Raw genomic sequence first — 17,317 nt, 5'->3', positions numbered from 1 at the left:
CTCATGAATGGAATTTGGAGGTTACTGGCTTTCCATTTTTTTATGATAAGCCTCTGTCATCTCATCCGCAACCTGTTTCAGCGTCGGATCGCTGCGGAGCTGCTCGATGAGCTTGTCGTAGTTTTCGATCGTATCCTTACCGATGATCACTTTGGTGCGCATATCGCTCACTTTTTTCGAAATTTCCGGATAGTATTTATTGTAGGCTTCGGAGTACAGCTCGTTGCCCGGGTTTGGTGTTTTGATTTGTTTGCGCTCATTGACGATTTCCACATTACGGTTGTATACGTCGTCCGGCATGCCGACCGCTCCGATCGACATATCGTCGCTGATGAGGTGGATCAGATTGTTCATGTTGCCGTCGCCCACCTGGTCCTTGGCTGCCTGAGGCGTCGGGATTTTGCGGCCGTTCTCGACCGTGTAGTCGACGCCCTCAATGCCATAAGTTGCCAGCTCATTGCCTTCCTTGCCGTACGCGAAATCGAAAAATTCAAGGATTTTCTTCACCTTGGCTTCCGGCACTTTTTTCGGGATCAGGTACACGCCGTAATACGGCGATCCGGATGGCGTATATTTTTCCCCTTCCGCGTTTTGCAGATAGGTAATCGGCATGTAATCGGCCGTCGGCACCACTTCCCTGATTTTGGAGCCCGTCACCCAGGCGTGGTTCATCGACTGCGACGTGCCGCCCGATTTGCCGCCCCGGATCAGGTCGACCGTCTGGGAGTACTTCAGGATCGCGAAATCTTTCGGGAACAGTCCGGCGTCATACGCTTTTTTGATCCAGAGGAGCGCATCCCGCGACGCGTCTTCCGTAATCGTCGGCACCAGCTTGTCATCCTTCAGCTTCCAGGCACCCTGCACGCCGTTGAACACTCCATACACAAAGCCCATCGTATCGCTGTTGGCGGCATATGGAATTTCGTCCGCCTGGCCGTTTCCGTTCGGGTCCTTCTCCTTGAACGCCTTCAGCACGTCGAAAAATTGGTCCATGGTGGTCGGGGTCTGCAGTCCCAGCTTGTCCATCCAATCCTTGCGCAAAATCGGGAACGCCCCTCCTCCATAGCTCGGGTAATAGCGGGGAATGCTGTAATTTTTGCCGTCGACCTTCGAATCCGTCCACATTTCGGCGAGCGCGGGCTGGCTCAGGTTCGGGTATTCCTTGATGAACGGGGTCAGATCCCAGAACACGCCTTGGCCAATCATTTTTTGCAGCTGCGGATTCAGCAGCGATTCCACGAACGTCACCTCCGGCAGATCGCCGGATGCCAGCATGACATTAATTTTCTCCTCGGACGTTGTCGGCGACAGCCAGGTAATATCCAGCTGTGTGTTCGTGCGTTTCTCAAATTCCCTCCAGATCGGATTCGTATTGTCGATAAACTCGGTCGCGTAATTCAGTGTTTGCATCTGTATCTTGGTCGGGGCCGAAGAATCCGCCGAACCGCTTTTACCCCCGCCGCCGCAGGCGGACAGCAGCAGGCTGGTGCCCACCGCCACAACGAGCGTTTTGATGAACCAATGCCTTGCTCTCTGTTCTGCTTGTCTTTTCATAGAGAATAACCTCCTTTGGATTTACCCTGTTATATATCTTCATTCCTTGACCGAGCCCACCATCGCCCCTTTGGCGAAGTGCTTCTGGAGGAACGGATATACGAGCATAATCGGAATCGTCGCAATGACTACCGCGGCCATTTTGAGCGTCTCCGTCGGCATCTGCCGGTTCATGGTAACGCTGATATTGGCGTTCTCGCCGCCGCCCATCGTCGTCGGATCGACGAGCATATTTTGCAGGAGCACCTGCAGCGGCCATTTGTTCTGCTCATTAATGAACATGATCGCGTTGAAATAGGTGTTCCAGTACCCCACCGCAAAAAACAGCCCGAAAGCGACCACCGCCGGCAGCGACAACGGAATGATAATCCGCCAGAACACGCTGATTTCGGTGCAGCCGTCGATCCGCGCGGCCTCTTCCAGGCTGTCCGGGATACTGTCGAAGAAGCCTTTCATCAGCAGCACGTACCAGCCGCTCGTCAGCGACGGCAAGATCAGCGACCAGACGCTGTCGATCAGGCCGAGGTTTCGGACCACCATGTACAGCGGCACAAGTCCCGGCGTAAACAAAAACGTAATCAGGATCATGACCATCATCGTCCTGCGGAACCGGAGCCGGCGGACCGAGATGGCATAGGCCAGTCCCCCGGTCACCAGCAGGCTCAGCAGCGTGCCCACGGTAGCCAGAAACAGGCTGATCAGCACCGAATTGACGAACAAGCCGTTGCCGAGCAGATAGCGGTACGCGTCCAGCGACCAGTGATGCGGCCACAAAATCAAATCCCTCGTATAATACTCCGTCGGATCCGTAAACGAAAGCACAATCGTATAATAAATCGGAAACACCATGGCCAGGCTGAACAGAATCAGCAGCCCGCCGTTGGACAGGCTGAACAAGCGGTCTTTCCAGGTCAGGGACAGTTCCATCCGCTGCAACTCTCCTTTCGAAGTTTTACCTTTAATACAAGCTGTCTTGACCCAGGCGTTTAGCGGCCTTGTTCGCAAGGACGACCAGGACGACGCCGACGACCGATTTGAACAGGCCGATGGCCGTGCTGTAGCTGAACTCGCCTTGGCGAATGCCGACCCGGTATACATAGGTATCGAACACTTCGGCCACCTCCGTTACCGCCGCGTTCATCATCAGGTACACCTGCTCGAAGCCGGTATCCATAATCGTGCCGAGACGCAAAATGAACAGGATCATAATGACATTGCGCATCGCGGGCAGCGTAATATGCCACATCCGGCGGAACCGCCCGGCACCGTCCATGACAGCTGCTTCATACTGCTGGGGATCGACGCCTGCGATCGCCGCGAGGAAGATGATCGTACCCCACCCTACTTCCTTCCAAATGGACTGAACCGTCAGCATGCCCCAGAAATAATGCGGATTCGATAACATATCGACGGTGCTCCTCCCGCTTGCCTCCAGCAGCTTGTTGATCAGCCCTTCTGACTGGGAGAACATCAAATACGTCAGCCCGTAAATCAGCACCCAGGACAGAAAATGCGGAATATAGATCAGCGACTGAACCGACCGCTTCATGATCTGATTTCTCACTTCGTTCATCATCAGGGCCAAAATAATCGGAGCCGGGAAGAAGAACACCAGATTCATCAGACTGATGCCCAGCGTATTGCGGAGCAGCATCCAGAAATCGGGATTGGAGAAAAAGCGGACAAAGTGCTCAAATCCGACCCACTTGCTGCCCATGATCCCCAGGTAAGGGGAATAATCCTGGAAGCCAATGACCAGATTCGTAATGGGGATGTACTTAAAAATAATGAAAAACAGCAGCCCCGGCATGGCCAGTAAATACAAATATTTGTCGCGCCGAAGATCCGGCCACAGCCTCCGCTTCTTCAGCGTGATCTCCCTTAGCGGGGCAGATTTCCCCGGGGCGGATCGCCGTTCGGACTGCCCGCCCATCGATGTTTCGCTCATCGCGCTCCCTCTCTTTCGTCAAAAATGTCAGTCCCCTGCTTGCCGGTCCACGGCAATCGGGATGGCTGGCTGCTGCCCGGGTTGATATCCATCCGGAGGTTGTGAGCCTGCCGCCCTGTGGCCGCTTATGTGAATCATGTTAGGGAGCGGCCGGATTTCCGGCAATTCGATTTTCTTTCCCGCTAGAACAGGCGCCACACCCATGGTCATGCCCAATTCTTTAATCGAAGCGGCTGAGGCCGCTTTCGATCAATCATTTCCGCGTGTCCGTTTCTGGGGATTGCACTTTTTTGACTGGCGGAAATTCATGGGTTACAGGTCTATTCAACCCCGCTGCCGTTCGTTATGATAAACATACTATCGTCATGATCAAGATTCAGTGCGGAAGCAAACGAGCGGGAGTGGATACCATGTTGAGAGACTACTTGGCGAAAAGGTTCGCATCGAAAGGGACCGTATACTGGAGAAGCATCGCGCTTGCGATCCTGCTGACCTGTATTCCGATCACGATCGTCAGCTGCATTGGCGGGTATGTCGGCAACCGGTACCTGATCCAGCAATATCAGCAAAATAACGAGATCATGCTGCGGGAATCCGTGCGCAGAATCGACGGCCAGTTCGCCCAGCTGGTACAATACGCCCTGCATATGATGGCCAACCCCATCTTTAAGCCTGCGATCGCTGACATGAACTATGTCGATGAGTTCGAAAAGACCCAGGAACTGCTGGACACGATGTCGCTGATCGAAAACGGGGAATCGCTGATCGATCAGGCTTATTTGTATATACCGAAGCAGAATGTGCTGCTGCAGCCGGTCCTCGGCCTGCGCACGCTGGACGATCCGGCGGATCGTGCCGTTTGGAACAGTCTCATGAACGGGGATAAAGGCATTTTCTGGACGAATCATCTCACCCGGCCGTTCGGGCGCAGCGGCTCCAAACACGCAATCGTCATGAAGCTGCCTTTTAACGGCCAAACCTCTTACGGGGCGCTCGTCCTCTACGTCAACCCGGCCATGCTCCAATTGAACGTGACCCCCGACCAGGCCGCCTATGTTCTCGATGGCAGCGACGTCGTCATTGGTCAGTCGGATGCCGCCAAATCGTATCCCGAGCTTCTGCCGCGGATCATGGAACAGCTCGGCTCGACCAAGCGCACGTATGACAGCCAGTCGCGCTTTCAAATCCGTGCGGATCATGAGCAGTTCCTCATGAATGCGGTTTCTTTTGAAAAAATGAACCAGATCTGGACCTTTGTGACGGGTACCCCGTCATCCAAAGTCACCGCGCCCAACAGTGCCTATACGCATGTGGTGGTCGTCTATTGGATCGTGTCTCTCATCGCCGCGCTCGGGCTGAGCTGGTTTGCGTCCAACCGCTTCTATCAGCCGTTCCGCAAAGTCATGGATCTGGTCAGGGACGGCAAAACGGATGAAGACGCCGACCCGTCCGACGAAATGGCCTATATCGAGGCAAAATGGCAGCAGTACCGGTTCGCCAACGAGTCGCTGCAGAGCCGGCTGGATCAATCCACTCCCAAAGTCAGGGAAGCGCTGATCAACCAGTTTGTGCTGGGACAAGCCGCCCATTTATCAGAGACGGAAATGACCGAAAAGCTTCGCGCCCTGCAGCTCGACGTGACAGGCTGCCTGTTTTCGGTCGTGGTCTGCCAGCTGCACGGACTTGACGGTCACAAGGCTCCCCTGACAGAAAAGGACAGCCAGCTCATCACCTACGCGGCCATCAACATCGTCGGCGAAATGTCGGAGGCATCGGCCGCCTATGTGCATACGCTCGATTTGCTCGACGGTTCGATTGCCGCGGTGCTGATATTTCCGGAAACCTCCGCTATGGATGCGCGGGATGAACTGCTCCGGCTTGGCGGGGATATGCTCCGCGCGCTGGAGCATGTGCTGCGCATGCCGTCGACAATCGTCGTGAACGGCCCGGCGCCGCTGTGGATGGACATCCCTTTCCTGCTGGAACAGTCGCGCAAAGCGCTCAGCTACCGCACGTTTACGTCGGAGAGCCAGCTGCTGGATGCAACCGCCGTGCTTGAGCAGGCCAATCCCGAAGTCGATTTTCCATACGATCTGGAGCAGGAATTTACGCATACGCTGAACCTCGGGCTGGAACGCGAGGCAGCCGACATCCTGGAGCGGTTCGTGACCGCTCTGAAAAATGAAGGCGCGCCGGAATGGGTCGTCCACCAGGGACTGATGCGCCTTAAGAGCAGCCTGTACCGGTCCATGCTGCAATCGGGACATAACCCGTACGCCATATTTGACGGCGTCCAGCTGGAAGAGGAGCTGAGGACGCTGAGGGACTCCGAGGCGTGTATCCAGTGGTTCGGCAAACGGGTCATTCGGCCGTACATCGACATGCTGTCCAAGAGCTACCAGCATGCCATGAAGGATATCGTGGATCAGGTGCTGGCAACCATTCACGACAATTACATGTGCGATATCTCCCTCGAGACGTTCGCCATGGAAGCCGGAGTCAGCGTGTCGCATCTCAGCAAGGCGTTCCGCCAAATGACCGGCTCGAATTACATTGATTATTTAACGGCACTCAAAATCAGCCGCTGCAAAAAGCTTCTGCTAACGACCGACCTCAAAATGAACGAAATCGCCAAATCTGTAGGCTATCAGCCGCCGTATTTTAACCGGATGTTTAAAAAGCTTGAGGGAATGACGCCTGGGCAGTACCGTCTTCAATTTAGCGAAACGAAGCTGGGAAAGGCTGAATAAGAGTGGTTTACCCGGTCTCCGGGCATGCAAAAAAGGCTCCCTTCCGGAACTTGAAGTGTTCCAGAGGGAGCCTTCTCTATCGGGCAATTCATTAAGGTGAATAGTGCTTCGTCATGAGCCGTTTAGCCCCGGGAAGCCTTACGTCAGGCTGGTCTACTTTACGTCAGACCCACCCAGTCCCGCGGGGCCACTTCCTTCCAGCGCGCCCGGATCTCCTGGTACTTATCATGGCTCAGGCTCGTGCTTGCAAGCATCTCAGCGTTCTGCGACCAGCGTCCGGGCTTGTTCGTTCCCACGATCGCGGTATCCACCCCGGGCGTATCCAGCGTAAAATGAAGGGCATCCGCCACCGCCTGCTCGTTGTCCTGCAGAAAGTCATACTGCAGCTCCTTCAGCCGCTGCCAGTATTGATACGGGTAGGCGTTCTCGGGAAGCTTGTCGTAAATCCAGGCTACGTTGGCGATCGGCCGCTTGGCGATGATCCCCATTCCCCGCTTACGCGCTTCGGGCAGCGTCAGGTCGATCACTTCCTGGTCGGCGATGTTGAGCGACACCATCAAGCTGTCAAACACGCCGGTTTGCACTGCATACAATGCGTCAATCGAATCGCCGCTGTATCCGATAAACCGTGTCTTCCCCTGCTGCTTGGCCTTTTGCAGCACCTCGATCACCGCGCCCTGTCTCAGCACGTCCTCCGAGCAGCTGTGCAGATGGATACAGTCGACGTAATCGGTCTGCAGCCGCTTCAGGCTGCGGTCGATGCTTTTCTCCAGCAGCTCAGGGTCCCAATCTTTATACTCCAAGCCGGAAGCATGTCCGCACTTGGTGAATAAATAATATTCGCTGCGGCGGTTCGCCATCGTTTTGCCGATCAGCTCCTCGCTGTCGCCGTAGCACTCCGCCGTATCGATCATGTTCAGTCCCGCATCAAGCGCGCTGCCCAGCAGCTGCTCGACTTTGGAAAGGTCCGTTTCCTTGCCAATCTCCGCGCCGCCAAAGCCCAAAATACTCACTTCCATGCCTGTCTTGCCGAATGCCCGTCTTTCCATAATGAAATCCTCCCTGGTTTCATAATTGGATGCGTTCATAGATACGAAGTGACATTTACACAGTATATGAGATGTTTACCCAAAGCGGAGGATTGCTAAACCGCTGGCATTGACGGTTTTTCCTCCCCGGCCCGTTCCGATTCAAGAAATGCTCGATTTCCCTGCCAACGAGAGCCTATGTATTCAGATCCATCTATAAACTGCTAAAATATTGGCTGATATTGCCATACTGCGGGTGGACCTTTTCCGAATACCGCTCGTTCGTGTAGCTGCCGATCACTTTCCGCCAGAAGGCCTGGGCCGGCAGATTGTTTTTGATCTGGGTCACCTTCCATCTGCCCTTGAACCGATCGAACAGCGCCTTCGCAGCCCAGGTTCCCATGCCGGTGCGGCGGTATTTTTGCATAATAAAAAACTCCGTCATGTAAAAGTCGCCTTCGATCGGGTCGTACAACCGGTCCACCAGCGCAAAACCGGCCGGCACTTTGTCGTAAGAAATCAAAAAAGCATGCTTGCCGGTTCCCCTGCGCCAGTACTCATCGATTCCCGGGTATTCGGGAAACTTGCCGTTATCATCCACCACGATATCCTGGTAGCGGGAAAAATCGTACATATACAGCTGCATCAAATTGTAGATAACTTGCCTGCGCTTGTGGGGAACCAGGTCCAGCCTGAACTCCATAACTTCACCTTCCTATTTTCCTGTTCACGATCCTGATTTCATTTCCACTATATAACTTTGTCAACGGACGGGCAAGGTTATACGCGGACGGATTCCCTGACATATACGCAATTGAAGCGGACATCTGTTCGCCCATTGTGTTAATATAAAAAGATACGAAGAAAAGGAAAGATGAGGGATGACGATGAACGTTCAAAAGGAACAAGACCGGAGAAAGCTCGACGACAAAGTGCTGACCATGCCTTGGTACGTCCAGCAATTTATCGATTACAAGCTGCCTGATCTGTCGCCGTCCACTTTGCTTGAATATATCCGGGATTACGAAACGTTCTTCAACTGGCTCCGGGCCGAAGGATTGTCCGCTGCGCCGGACAACGGCAAGGTAACGCTGGAAGAGCTGGAGGTGCTAAGGATGGAAGACGTCGTCAGCTACCGCTTGTATTTAACGACCCGCCGGGAGAGTGCCAACTCCAAAATTACCGTCTCCCGCAAGCTTTCTTCCATGCGCTCCCTGTTTCATTACTTAAGCCAAATTGCCGAGGATGACAACTTTTATCCGCTCCTGAAGCGCAACATTATGGCGAAAGTAGAGATCAAACGGATCCACAAACCGAAAGACACGGCCGCCAAGCTGAAAGGGAAGATCCTCGAGGAAGACGAGCTGCTGGAGTTTATCGGTTATATTATGGACGGCTACGCCAAGGATGTCGCCAATAACAAGCAGGCGCTCCACGCCCATGAGCTGAATAAGGAACGCGACGCCTGCATTGCCAGCCTGATTTTGAATTCGGGACTTCGGGTGTCCGAGGTCGTTAACCTGAATGTCGATGATCTGGACATGAACAACAAGATGCTGTATGTGTACCGGAAGGGCAATAACGACGAGACGTTCAAGACCCCGGTCTATTTCCGCGAGCAGGCAAGGGATGATTTGGCCCAGTACCTTACCCTTCGTCAGTCCAGATACAAGGTGCCCAAGCGGGAAAAAGCGCTGTTTGCAGCGCTTCCGAACGGGCATCAGGAAGGCGGACGCATGACCAAACGGGCGATCCAGGCGATGATCATCAAGTATGCCAAGCGTTTCGGCAAGCCTTATCTCACTGTACATAAGCTCCGGCATTCCTTCGCCACCGACTATTATTTGCAGAACGATATTTACAAAACGAAAGAACAGCTCGGCCACGCCTCCACCGAAACGACCGAGGTTTACGCCCATCTCACGGACAAAACGATGTCCGAGGCGATTGAGCGGAGGCTGGAACCGTAACGGCTTTAGGCGAGGTCACCATAAAAAACAGCACTGCCGCATCCGGTACATCAGGATGGGCGTGCTGTTTTTTTATTGCAAACGGATAGTTTCCGTTCATTCTGTCATACCGTGCTTACTATGGTGAAGCAGCCATTCCGTGATCCGGCCGGTGTCATTGACGCCAAATACCGGAACGGAATCCAGATGCACATCTATGCCCCCCTTCACCTTGTCATCGGTAAGCCAGGAGACGATCGCATTCACGGATGTTAATTGGGAAACGAGCGAATGGTCTTCCTGGCTGCGGACCATCACGAGTTTGGGATACTCCGCCTGCTTAAAGCCCTCCACTAAAATCATGTCGTATGCGGAAAACCGCCCGATGAGCTCGTCCAGCCCGGTTTCCGCTTCCTCGATCACGGCTGTACGCCGCGAGGACACAAGGGCGACTGCACCCGCCCCCGATTTCCGGTGCCGGTACGAGTCCGTTCCCGGATGATCGATGTCGAAATCGTGGGCGTCGTGCTTAATCACCGCTGTCCTTACGCCTTTGGCCGCAAGCAACTCGACGAGACTGCAGACGAGTGTCGTCTTGCCGCTGTTCTTATACCCAACGATTTGCCAGACGGGCGGTTTCGCTTCTTGCCAGCTCATCTCGATCCCTCTTTAAGCAGCAAAATTTGCACCTTGGATCCGGCCGGTGTGACTGCCTTGGCGGGCGGGATGACGATCAGGCAGTCGCTGTCCTTGATCGTTACCATGACGCTCGATTCGTCCACCGCTGCCGGAACGGCATACACCAATCCATCGCGGACTTCCATTCTTCCGCGAACGTAGCGGGTAAAGGCGTTCACTTTGGTATAGTCGACGTCCAAGACGGCTGACCATTCCGTAAGGTAGGCATTCTTTCTTCCCATCATGCCCTGAATGGTCGGCCGGACGAACAGCTCAAAGCCGACGAAGCAGGCGCCGGGATTGCCGGACAGCGCAAAGAGCAGCTTGCCGTCCTTCACGGCCGCCGTCGTGACGCTGCCAGGACGCATGGCGATTTTGTTATACAGCATCTCCACTCCGCCGCCGCGGACGAGATCGCCCATAATGTCGTAGTCGCCGACCGACACACCGCCGCTGGTCACGACTGCATCATATTTCTGCAGCGCCTCCTCGACCCGTGCTTGTGCCAGCTGCAAATCGTCCATAATGGCTTCCAGAATAAAGGGCTCGCCCCCCGCTTCCCGCACCTGGGCCGCAAGCATGTACGTGTTGCTGTTGCGGATTTTACCCGGCTGCAGCGGCTCTTCGACGGACAGCAGCTCCGACCCCGTCGAGAAAATCGCGATCCGCGGCTTGCGGTACACCGGGACACGATGAATGCCGAACGTCGCCAGCACCGAGATTTCCCCGGCCGAAATACGGGTCCCCGGGCTAAGCAGCAGCTGTCCTTCCTGAACCTCCAGTCCGATTGGGGTTATGTTTTGCCCCTCCTGGATTTTTCGCTTCAGTCCAACCCGGGCACGTCCGTCCTTTTCCTGCTGCTCCGTCATCTCCAGCATGACGACGGCGTCCGCGCCGTCCGGCACTTCGGCGCCTGTCATGATCCGCGCAGCCGTCCCCGGCCGGATCAATTGGCTGGACACGCTGCCGCATGGAATCTCGTCAATGACTTCCAGCCAGACCGGATCGTCCGAGCTGCAAGAAGCCGTGTCGGCAGACCGAATCGCGTACCCGTCCATGCCCGAGCGGCGGAACCGTGGAAACGGATGCGGGGCGGTAACGGGCTCGGCCAGAAAGCGCCCAACGCTCTCCGCCAGCGGTACCGTTTCTACAGCACCTGCCTCGACATAGCCGGCGATCAGCCTTTGGGCATCCTTGACCTGCATCGGTTTCCGGTGAAATTTATCGTAATCGGTTCGTGTCTGATCCATTATGTATCATCCTTCCGTTGCTAAATGTCTCCACTGTCTATCATGACACAAAAAAACGCACGAATCCATGCTTCGTGCGTTTTCGTCTGCCGTGAACACGGCATCAGGATATTCGCTTGCGGCCAGCCGTCACCTGCGCCTTGTGATCTTGCCTGATCCGACGCGAGTTTTCGGCTTCGTATACGACCGCTTCGGTGCATCAAACAGGCCAGAGCCGCTGCTGCCGCCCCTTGATATGCTGCCCCTGCTCGGCGACGTCGTATCTTTCTTTCGGTCAAAGATGCTGCCTCCGGAACCGACGCTCGGATTCGTGTCGCTGTTTTTGCCGCGGCGGAGAATCGATCCCTTCTTCTCAACCGTCAGCGGCGGCGCTACCTTTTTATCGTTGGTTGTCGGCTTGTGGTACGTTCCCTGCTTCGGCTGATAAATGTCTCTGCTCGTATACCCCCGGTAAGAGCCACCCCCGCCGAACGAATCAAAGAGTTGTCCGATGAGCGCCGCCGTCAGATATCCCTGAAGGAAGCTTGAATCGTAATTCCGCTGCACATACTGCTGCGAGTCGATTTCGATCAGCGTATCGCTTGGCTTGGCGGTATCTTTCTGCAGATGGTACCATTCGTTACCGTACACCAGGAACATCCGGTCGGCATCTTCCGGCGACATCTGGTCGGGCTTCTTCTCGTCCGTCAGCTCCTTCGCAACCTCGGGAACCGTCTTGTCCGCGGCCCGGTACACATACGACGTAGCGTTACCGTCGCGGTTCACCGACTCCAGCGGATATGTCTCCTTGACGTTTGGCGAGCCGATACCGCATCCGGTCAGCAGAGACAGCACAAGGCTGGCGACAAGCAGAAGCTTCAGGCCGAGAAACCTGCTTCTCTTCTTACCCATCATGTGCCCCACCTCTAATTGGCCCGGATGACTTTCACATCACCTGGGATTACTTTCTCTCCTTCATACAGCATAAAGCGTCCGTTCTGCCACTCGATCCGCAGCAGATGATAATCGTCGGATTGGTACTGCCATACGTGCTGCTCTCCCCCTTGCGTAAACGGGGTTTTGCCTTGAATCAACACATGACCGATGTATTCTTCTTCCATATAGTAAACCCGGTCGTCCAGTTCGATTTCGGTTGGTACTTCGGCAGGGTTGTCAAGCCGGCCGTCGATGGGAGCGTACAATTCATACTCCAAGGTCTCGCGCTCTTCAATATGAAGGTAAGCGATCGTGTTCCCGTCCCGGAGCGTGAGCAGAACTGCGTTTCTTCCGCGGTTGTGCACGCGTCCGATGACTTCGTATGTGACCAATGATACCTCGCAAATATCTCCCGGCATCAGCGCCAGCATGCTCTTCTCCGGTTTCGGCGGTTCCGGCTTGGCAAACAGGTTGCCGATTCTTTTAAATACACTCATATGCTATAACTCCTTAGGTAATCAAACTTTAATATATATTGGGGGTCGTGCTACAGGCAGGCGGTAATGATGAGGGCGCCCACCAAATGGATCGTACCGGCAAACAGGCCGTAACCCACTTTGCCCTGCTGTGTACCTGTATCCAGGTCAAGCTTTGCCCACCATCTCATCAAGACGCGCACGATCGCTTCCAGCACGAGTAAGATCAAGAAGGAGACGATCGATACGACAAGCGCTTCCAGCAGGTTATTCGAAGTCCGAATCGAAACGGACAGAATGTAACCCTGGGACAGCAGCTTGATGACCAGGCGCGAGGTGACCGCCATGTTGCCCGCCTTCACTTCTTCAAAATCTTTGTACTTGGTAAACAGCGAATCCACAAACATCAAAATAAAGAGCAGGATCGCCCCGGAACCTGTCCATACCAGAATCCCTTTAATGATATTAAAATCCATCCACCTTAGCCTCCACATCTTCTCAACGTCTCACTCATACATAATAAAAGCGAAGGAGAAATATGACAAATGTTCCCCTTCGCTATTCATCATACCTGGTTTATGGCAGATTATTTGTTCTCGTACTGCTTCAAGAGCGCTGCCAGCTCATCTTCAACTTCTTTGTCCTTACCGAGCTGTTCGAACTCGTCGTCGAGCGATTTGCCTTTGGCGGACATTTCGTTGCTGGCTTCGGCTTGCGCCTCCATCTGCAGCATCTTCTCTTCCATCCGCTTCATGCCGTTCGTCGCAGAATCGGTGCTGAAGCCGTTCATCGCCTTGTTGATTTCGGTTTGCGCTTTGGCCGCATTATAGCGGGCTACCAGCGTCTCTCTTTTGTTCTTCATTTCGGTGAGCTGCTTGCGCATTTCCTCAAGCTTGGCACGGAGATTGTCGGCGGAAGCTTTGTTCTGGTCGTAGCTTGCTTTGTATTCGTTCATTTTCTGCTCAGCTGATTTTTTCTCTTCCAGCGCACGGCGGGCCAGCTCAACGTTCTGTGCCTGGGCTGCGGTGTGTGCCTGCTGGGTACGCTTCTCAACGAGCGCCTGCTGCTCTTCGTACAGCTGCTTGAATTTTTTCTCGATGGCGATTTGAGCGGCTACAGCCTTCTCCGCGTCTTCCAAATCTTCGGTCATATCACGGATGTATTGGTCCGTCATCTTGATCGGGTCTTCTGCCTTATCGATAATCGCATTAATATTGGACATTGTTAAATCGCGCAGTCTTTTGAAAATAGCCATGGTTTCTTGTTCCTCCTGAAAGGTTAATGTGTTCTTCTTGATACTCTTTTACGCAGCAGTTTTAGGACCGTTTCAAAAATCGCCAAAATTTTTTTCGGGTTTGTTCATCTTCCATAATATAGCAGCAACGAGCCTTCATTCAAGGCTATGTTTACCGTTTAAAAAACGCGGGAGCCGATCCGACCGATCTGACTCCAGCGTTTTGTTGTGAATGTTTGATTAGCTTCATTTCCACAATGCCCCGTTAAAAAGCGCGCAAGTACTGTTTCGGGATCTTCTGTTCTCCGTTCAGCTCTTGAGCCGCATGGAGTGCCCAGTAAGGATCCTTCAGCATGCCTCTGCCGACTGCGACCAGATCCGCCTTTCCTCCCAGCACCACCTGCTGCGCTTCCTCGTAATTTTCCAAGCGGCCGACAGCAATTACCGGCACATCCAGCTTTGCCTTCATTTGCTCCGCCAATTCCACCTGGTACCCCGAGCCGGCCTTCGGTCCGCCGTTCGATCCGATATGACCTTCACCGCCGGAGGAAATATGGAATACGTCCACGCCCGCATCCCGGTATCGTTGGCAGATTTCCGCGCAGTAATCGACGTCATAACCGCCGTCCACGTACTCCTTGGCTGACACTCTCATCAGAACAGGCATGTCTTCAGGGACCGCCTTCTTGACGGCTTTCACGACTTCTTCTCCGAACAAAGCCAGGTCTTTTCCATACGCATCGTCTCTTCGGTTGGTCAGCGGAGAATGGAACTGATGGATTAAATAGCCGTGAGCGCCGTGTATCTCCACGGTATCAAAGCCGGCTTCCACCGCGCGCCGGGCCGCTTCCCCATAGGCGGTAACCAGACTCTGGACCTCTTCGGTGGACAAAGCTCTCGGAATTTTATATTTCTCGTCAAAACGGATGGCCGATGGAGCTACAGGCGGGTTCGCGTCTTCCGCCTTGCGGCCGGCATGGCCCAGCTGGATGCCGATCCTTGCGCCATAGGCGTGCACTTCGTCGACGATTTTGCGGTAAGCAGGGATCTGCCCGTCATCCCATATTCCCGTATCCCGGTTCGTAATCCGTCCATCCGGGTGAACCCCCGTCATCTCTACGATAATCAATCCGGCTCCGCCGACTGCGCGGGATACATAATGGACATAATGCCAATTGTTAGGGATCCCGTCCTCAGCCTGTACCGAATATTGGCACATCGGAGGCATAACAATCCGGTTTTTCAGAGATAATCCTTTAAGTACATAAGGTGTAAATAGATCTGCCATTGCTTCGTGTCTCCTTTATGTTGTATGTGATTAAGCCTATATGACAACACGGTTATATGATTGCAGCGCCGCCGCTCATTGTCCATACCTCGCGGTTACGGCCAATGTGCAGCGACCGTAATCCATCAGTTCTATTATACACGCTTTGCCGAACGATATGAAAATGTGGCCCAGCATCTGATTTAAAGCAACATAATTGCATCAACTTATGGACATAACAAGGATAATCATGTTTTCGCTGTTTGTCCGCGGTGGAAAGGAGTCGAGACGGATGAAAAAGAAGCTGTTATGCACATTGCTGTCTTCCCTGCTGATCTTGATGCTGATCTTGATGTTGATCTGTCCTTGGCAGTCCGGGTGGCCGGCCGCCGCCGCTCAAGGCGGTGAACCCCCGGAACATCCGTCAGGTTCCGAACCTGCACGGGAAACCAGCAGCCGGGAGGCGAAAGAAAAGCGGAAGGAACAGCAGATTCTCACGCTCGGCCAGCTGATCAAAAAATATCCCGAAACGTTCAAAATTCACGGTCCGCGCGTCAAAGAGGTGGCCCTAACCTTTGATGACGTGCCGGATCCCAGGTTTACTCCTCAGATCCTGGATGTGCTCAAAGCCCATCATATTAAAGCCACCTTTTTTGTGATGGGCAGCCGGGCGAAGAAGCATCCCGAGCTGGTCGAGCGCATCGTCCGTGAAGGACATGTGATCGGAAACCACTCCTATAATCATCCCGTGTTTCACAAATTGGAGATGGACGAATATGTAGCCGAGATTAAGCGGACGGAGAACACGCTTTACGGCATCGTCGGCTATAAGCCCAAGCTGATCAGGCCGCCTTATGGAGACATCACGGAACGCCAACTGCGCTGGGCCAAGCAGCAGGGCTACAAAATCGTAAACTGGAACGTCGATTCGCTGGATTGGAAAGGAATCGGCAAGGAAGCGGTCAAGCGCAACGTGCTGTCCACCGTTGGGCAAGGCTCGATCATTCTTCAGCATGCGGGAGGCGGAACCACGTCCAATCTCAGCGGTACGATCGATGCCCTTCCGGACATTATTCGGACCTTGAAAAATAAAGGCTATTCATTCGTCACGCTGCCGAGGTTACTTCACGTTCCAAAAGACAAGTAACGCGCTGAGCGTACAAAAAAACCGGCTTTCGTACAAAAGCCGGTTTTTCCGTGTTGTTATGAATAGCTTGAACTATTTAATGAAGTACAGCTCAACGTCCTGGAATCCGAAGGCACTGACGCTTTCCGGGCTGCCCGGTACGAAAATGTCGATGCGTTTCCCCTTAATCGCGCTCCCGGTATCCTTAGCTGTCGCTACGAAGGCTTTCTTCGGAAGGCCCGGGAAGCTGTGACCGGTAACGAGCACTTTCGTTCCCAATGGAATAACGGACGGGTCAACCGCGATCGTACCCAGCTTCAGCGGGTTGCCGAAGTAATCCACTGCGCCCCACTTGCCGTTTTCGCTAGCTGAGGAAGAATATGCCGTAGCTCGGACGTCCAGCGTTTTGGAGTAATCGAAGGTTTTACCCCATGCTTCCACGACTTTGTCATCGCCGTTGACGTTCAGGGAAGCGGCCGTGATGATGGAGCCGCTGTCCTCTGCGGCAAATGCCTTGGCTGTGCTTGCTCCGGGAACGTTTAATTTCAGGCCCGGATAAATATTGGTTGCTTGTACATTCGGATTTGCATTCATCAGTTGATTCAAATTAACGCCATATTGTTTAGATAGTGTATAGAAGGTGTCTCCATCCTTCGCTACATGGACCGAGTCCGCAAACGTGGGTACCGTCTGTACCGCCAGAGAAATGCCGATGATGGCTGCAAGTGTCTTGATTCCTTTAAATCTTTTCATGGTTCCTCCTTAAGTCGTGATGCCTGCGAAGTTAGCTGTCGGATTCGGATTGAGGAGACAACCCTACGCCCTGTTGGTGCGATTCACCCCAAGCGTACTATGTACACAAATTACATCCCCCGCACTTTACCTTAAAAGTTTCGGCTCAACAAATATATCACAATTTTGTAACCTGTGCGCATGAAAATGTTACCAATCCAAAACCCTTGAATGATCAGGCTTTATTTAGAGTTGTTAGCTGACTTAAGCAAGGGAGAAACGGCTCAATTCCTTTCAAAAAAGTTACAACATCTTCATTCATTTTAACGATTTATTCATAAAAAGGTACAAAAAAAGCCCTGGATGAGTAATATTCTCGTCCAGGGCTTTATCATTTGTAGATTCAGGCT

The 17,317-nt window shown here is 53.6% G+C and carries 16 protein-coding genes and 1 riboswitch; of the genes, 3 read left to right on the top strand and 13 right to left on the bottom strand.

Annotation, left to right across the window (positions count from 1 at the left end):
- Positions 1 to 21: 21 nt before the first annotated feature.
- Genes ABID47_RS04575 through ABID47_RS04565 form a run of 3 tightly spaced genes read right to left on the bottom strand, consistent with a single transcriptional unit; the run spans position 22 to position 3,502 of the window.
- Positions 22 to 1,554, bottom strand: coding sequence for an extracellular solute-binding protein (locus ABID47_RS04575; RefSeq protein ID WP_354495061.1), 1,533 nt, complete (start codon positions 1,552 to 1,554; stop codon positions 22 to 24).
- A 39-nt stretch (positions 1,555 to 1,593) separates the two neighbouring features.
- On the bottom strand, positions 1,594 to 2,481 hold the full coding sequence (locus tag ABID47_RS04570) for a carbohydrate ABC transporter permease (protein WP_145158854.1): 888 nt from the start codon (positions 2,479 to 2,481) through the stop codon (positions 1,594 to 1,596).
- A 31-nt stretch (positions 2,482 to 2,512) separates the two neighbouring features.
- The gene (locus ABID47_RS04565) at positions 2,513 to 3,502 is read right to left on the bottom strand and encodes an ABC transporter permease (protein ID WP_354495060.1); all 990 of its coding nucleotides are present in this window, start codon (positions 3,500 to 3,502) and stop codon (positions 2,513 to 2,515) included.
- Between the two features lie 410 nt (positions 3,503 to 3,912).
- Between ABID47_RS04565 and ABID47_RS04560 the strand changes: the two genes are divergently transcribed.
- Positions 3,913 to 6,252 (top strand): helix-turn-helix transcriptional regulator, encoded by a 2,340-nt coding sequence (locus ABID47_RS04560; protein WP_354495059.1) that lies wholly within the window; start codon positions 3,913 to 3,915, stop codon positions 6,250 to 6,252.
- Between the two features lie 158 nt (positions 6,253 to 6,410).
- On the opposite strand, the gene ABID47_RS04555 is transcribed toward ABID47_RS04560, so the two are convergent.
- Complete coding sequence (locus tag ABID47_RS04555) at positions 6,411 to 7,301, bottom strand: aldo/keto reductase (RefSeq protein WP_354495058.1); 891 nt, start codon at positions 7,299 to 7,301, stop codon at positions 6,411 to 6,413.
- Between the two features lie 193 nt (positions 7,302 to 7,494).
- The gene (locus ABID47_RS04550) at positions 7,495 to 7,983 is read right to left on the bottom strand and encodes a GNAT family N-acetyltransferase (RefSeq protein ID WP_354495057.1); all 489 of its coding nucleotides are present in this window, start codon (positions 7,981 to 7,983) and stop codon (positions 7,495 to 7,497) included.
- 184 nt (positions 7,984 to 8,167) lie between these two features.
- On the opposite strand from ABID47_RS04550, the gene xerS reads away from it, so the two are divergent.
- Positions 8,168 to 9,250 carry a tyrosine recombinase XerS gene (gene xerS / locus ABID47_RS04545; protein ID WP_354495056.1) on the top strand — a complete coding sequence of 361 codons (1,083 nt, stop codon included), beginning with the start codon at positions 8,168 to 8,170 and terminating at the stop codon, positions 9,248 to 9,250.
- 96 nt (positions 9,251 to 9,346) lie between these two features.
- On the opposite strand, the gene mobB is transcribed toward xerS, so the two are convergent.
- From mobB to ABID47_RS04510, 7 genes are all read right to left on the bottom strand, one after another.
- On the bottom strand, positions 9,347 to 9,886 hold the full coding sequence (gene mobB / locus ABID47_RS04540; protein WP_354495055.1) for a molybdopterin-guanine dinucleotide biosynthesis protein B: 540 nt from the start codon (positions 9,884 to 9,886) through the stop codon (positions 9,347 to 9,349).
- On the bottom strand, positions 9,883 to 11,157 hold the full coding sequence (locus ABID47_RS04535) for a molybdopterin molybdotransferase MoeA (RefSeq protein WP_354495054.1): 1,275 nt from the start codon (positions 11,155 to 11,157) through the stop codon (positions 9,883 to 9,885). The genes mobB and ABID47_RS04535 overlap by 4 nt, the downstream gene beginning before the upstream one ends.
- A 129-nt stretch (positions 11,158 to 11,286) precedes the next feature.
- Positions 11,287 to 12,048, bottom strand: coding sequence for a DUF4247 domain-containing protein (locus ABID47_RS04530; protein ID WP_354495714.1), 762 nt, complete (start codon positions 12,046 to 12,048; stop codon positions 11,287 to 11,289).
- Between the two features lie 14 nt (positions 12,049 to 12,062).
- Positions 12,063 to 12,569 (bottom strand): DUF4178 domain-containing protein, encoded by a 507-nt coding sequence (locus ABID47_RS04525; protein WP_116229915.1) that lies wholly within the window; start codon positions 12,567 to 12,569, stop codon positions 12,063 to 12,065.
- Positions 12,570 to 12,619: 50 nt separating this feature from the next.
- Positions 12,620 to 13,024 carry a DUF350 domain-containing protein gene (locus ABID47_RS04520; RefSeq protein ID WP_076171403.1) on the bottom strand — a complete coding sequence of 135 codons (405 nt, stop codon included), beginning with the start codon at positions 13,022 to 13,024 and terminating at the stop codon, positions 12,620 to 12,622.
- A gap of 110 nt (positions 13,025 to 13,134) precedes the next feature.
- Positions 13,135 to 13,803 carry a PspA/IM30 family protein gene (locus ABID47_RS04515; RefSeq protein WP_251676733.1) on the bottom strand — a complete coding sequence of 223 codons (669 nt, stop codon included), beginning with the start codon at positions 13,801 to 13,803 and terminating at the stop codon, positions 13,135 to 13,137.
- A 244-nt stretch (positions 13,804 to 14,047) separates the two neighbouring features.
- Positions 14,048 to 15,070: an NADH:flavin oxidoreductase/NADH oxidase gene (locus ABID47_RS04510; protein ID WP_354495053.1), complete on the bottom strand. Its 1,023-nt coding sequence runs from the start codon at positions 15,068 to 15,070 to the stop codon at positions 14,048 to 14,050.
- Between the two features lie 271 nt (positions 15,071 to 15,341).
- Between ABID47_RS04510 and ABID47_RS04505 the strand changes: the two genes are divergently transcribed.
- Positions 15,342 to 16,196: a polysaccharide deacetylase family protein gene (locus ABID47_RS04505; RefSeq protein ID WP_354495052.1), complete on the top strand. Its 855-nt coding sequence runs from the start codon at positions 15,342 to 15,344 to the stop codon at positions 16,194 to 16,196.
- A gap of 72 nt (positions 16,197 to 16,268) precedes the next feature.
- Here the strand turns inward: ABID47_RS04505 and ABID47_RS04500 are convergent, their stop codons facing one another.
- Complete coding sequence (locus ABID47_RS04500) at positions 16,269 to 16,928, bottom strand: 3D domain-containing protein (protein WP_354495051.1); 660 nt, start codon at positions 16,926 to 16,928, stop codon at positions 16,269 to 16,271.
- A gap of 3 nt (positions 16,929 to 16,931) precedes the next feature.
- Positions 16,932 to 17,084, bottom strand: a riboswitch (cyclic di-AMP (ydaO/yuaA leader).
- Between the last annotated feature and the right edge of the window lie 233 nt (positions 17,085 to 17,317).

Origin of the sequence: Paenibacillus favisporus (assembly GCF_040545415.1) — a bacterium.
In the GTDB taxonomy this organism is placed as follows: Bacteria; Bacillota; Bacilli; order Paenibacillales; family Paenibacillaceae; genus Paenibacillus_AQ; species Paenibacillus_AQ favisporus.
The sequence above is the reverse complement of the archived record's forward strand: the minus strand, read 5'-3'. Positions and strand labels throughout refer to the sequence as shown.

Coding starts and splice junctions, on each gene's coding strand:
- ABID47_RS04575 (WP_354495061.1), bottom strand. CDS start 1,554: ATGAAAAGACAAGCAGAACAGAGAGCAAGGCATTGGTTCATCAAAACG.
- ABID47_RS04570 (WP_145158854.1), bottom strand. CDS start 2,481: ATGGAACTGTCCCTGACCTGGAAAGACCGCTTGTTCAGCCTGTCCAAC.
- ABID47_RS04565 (WP_354495060.1), bottom strand. CDS start 3,502: ATGAGCGAAACATCGATGGGCGGGCAGTCCGAACGGCGATCCGCCCCG.
- ABID47_RS04560 (WP_354495059.1), top strand. CDS start 3,913: ATGTTGAGAGACTACTTGGCGAAAAGGTTCGCATCGAAAGGGACCGTA.
- ABID47_RS04555 (WP_354495058.1), bottom strand. CDS start 7,301: ATGGAAAGACGGGCATTCGGCAAGACAGGCATGGAAGTGAGTATTTTG.
- ABID47_RS04550 (WP_354495057.1), bottom strand. CDS start 7,983: ATGGAGTTCAGGCTGGACCTGGTTCCCCACAAGCGCAGGCAAGTTATC.
- xerS (WP_354495056.1), top strand. CDS start 8,168: ATGAACGTTCAAAAGGAACAAGACCGGAGAAAGCTCGACGACAAAGTG.
- mobB (WP_354495055.1), bottom strand. CDS start 9,886: ATGAGCTGGCAAGAAGCGAAACCGCCCGTCTGGCAAATCGTTGGGTAT.
- ABID47_RS04535 (WP_354495054.1), bottom strand. CDS start 11,157: ATGGATCAGACACGAACCGATTACGATAAATTTCACCGGAAACCGATG.
- ABID47_RS04530 (WP_354495714.1), bottom strand. CDS start 12,048: ATGGGTAAGAAGAGAAGCAGGTTTCTCGGCCTGAAGCTTCTGCTTGTC.
- ABID47_RS04525 (WP_116229915.1), bottom strand. CDS start 12,569: ATGAGTGTATTTAAAAGAATCGGCAACCTGTTTGCCAAGCCGGAACCG.
- ABID47_RS04520 (WP_076171403.1), bottom strand. CDS start 13,024: ATGGATTTTAATATCATTAAAGGGATTCTGGTATGGACAGGTTCCGGG.
- ABID47_RS04515 (WP_251676733.1), bottom strand. CDS start 13,803: ATGGCTATTTTCAAAAGACTGCGCGATTTAACAATGTCCAATATTAAT.
- ABID47_RS04510 (WP_354495053.1), bottom strand. CDS start 15,070: ATGGCAGATCTATTTACACCTTATGTACTTAAAGGATTATCTCTGAAA.
- ABID47_RS04505 (WP_354495052.1), top strand. CDS start 15,342: ATGAAAAAGAAGCTGTTATGCACATTGCTGTCTTCCCTGCTGATCTTG.
- ABID47_RS04500 (WP_354495051.1), bottom strand. CDS start 16,928: ATGAAAAGATTTAAAGGAATCAAGACACTTGCAGCCATCATCGGCATT.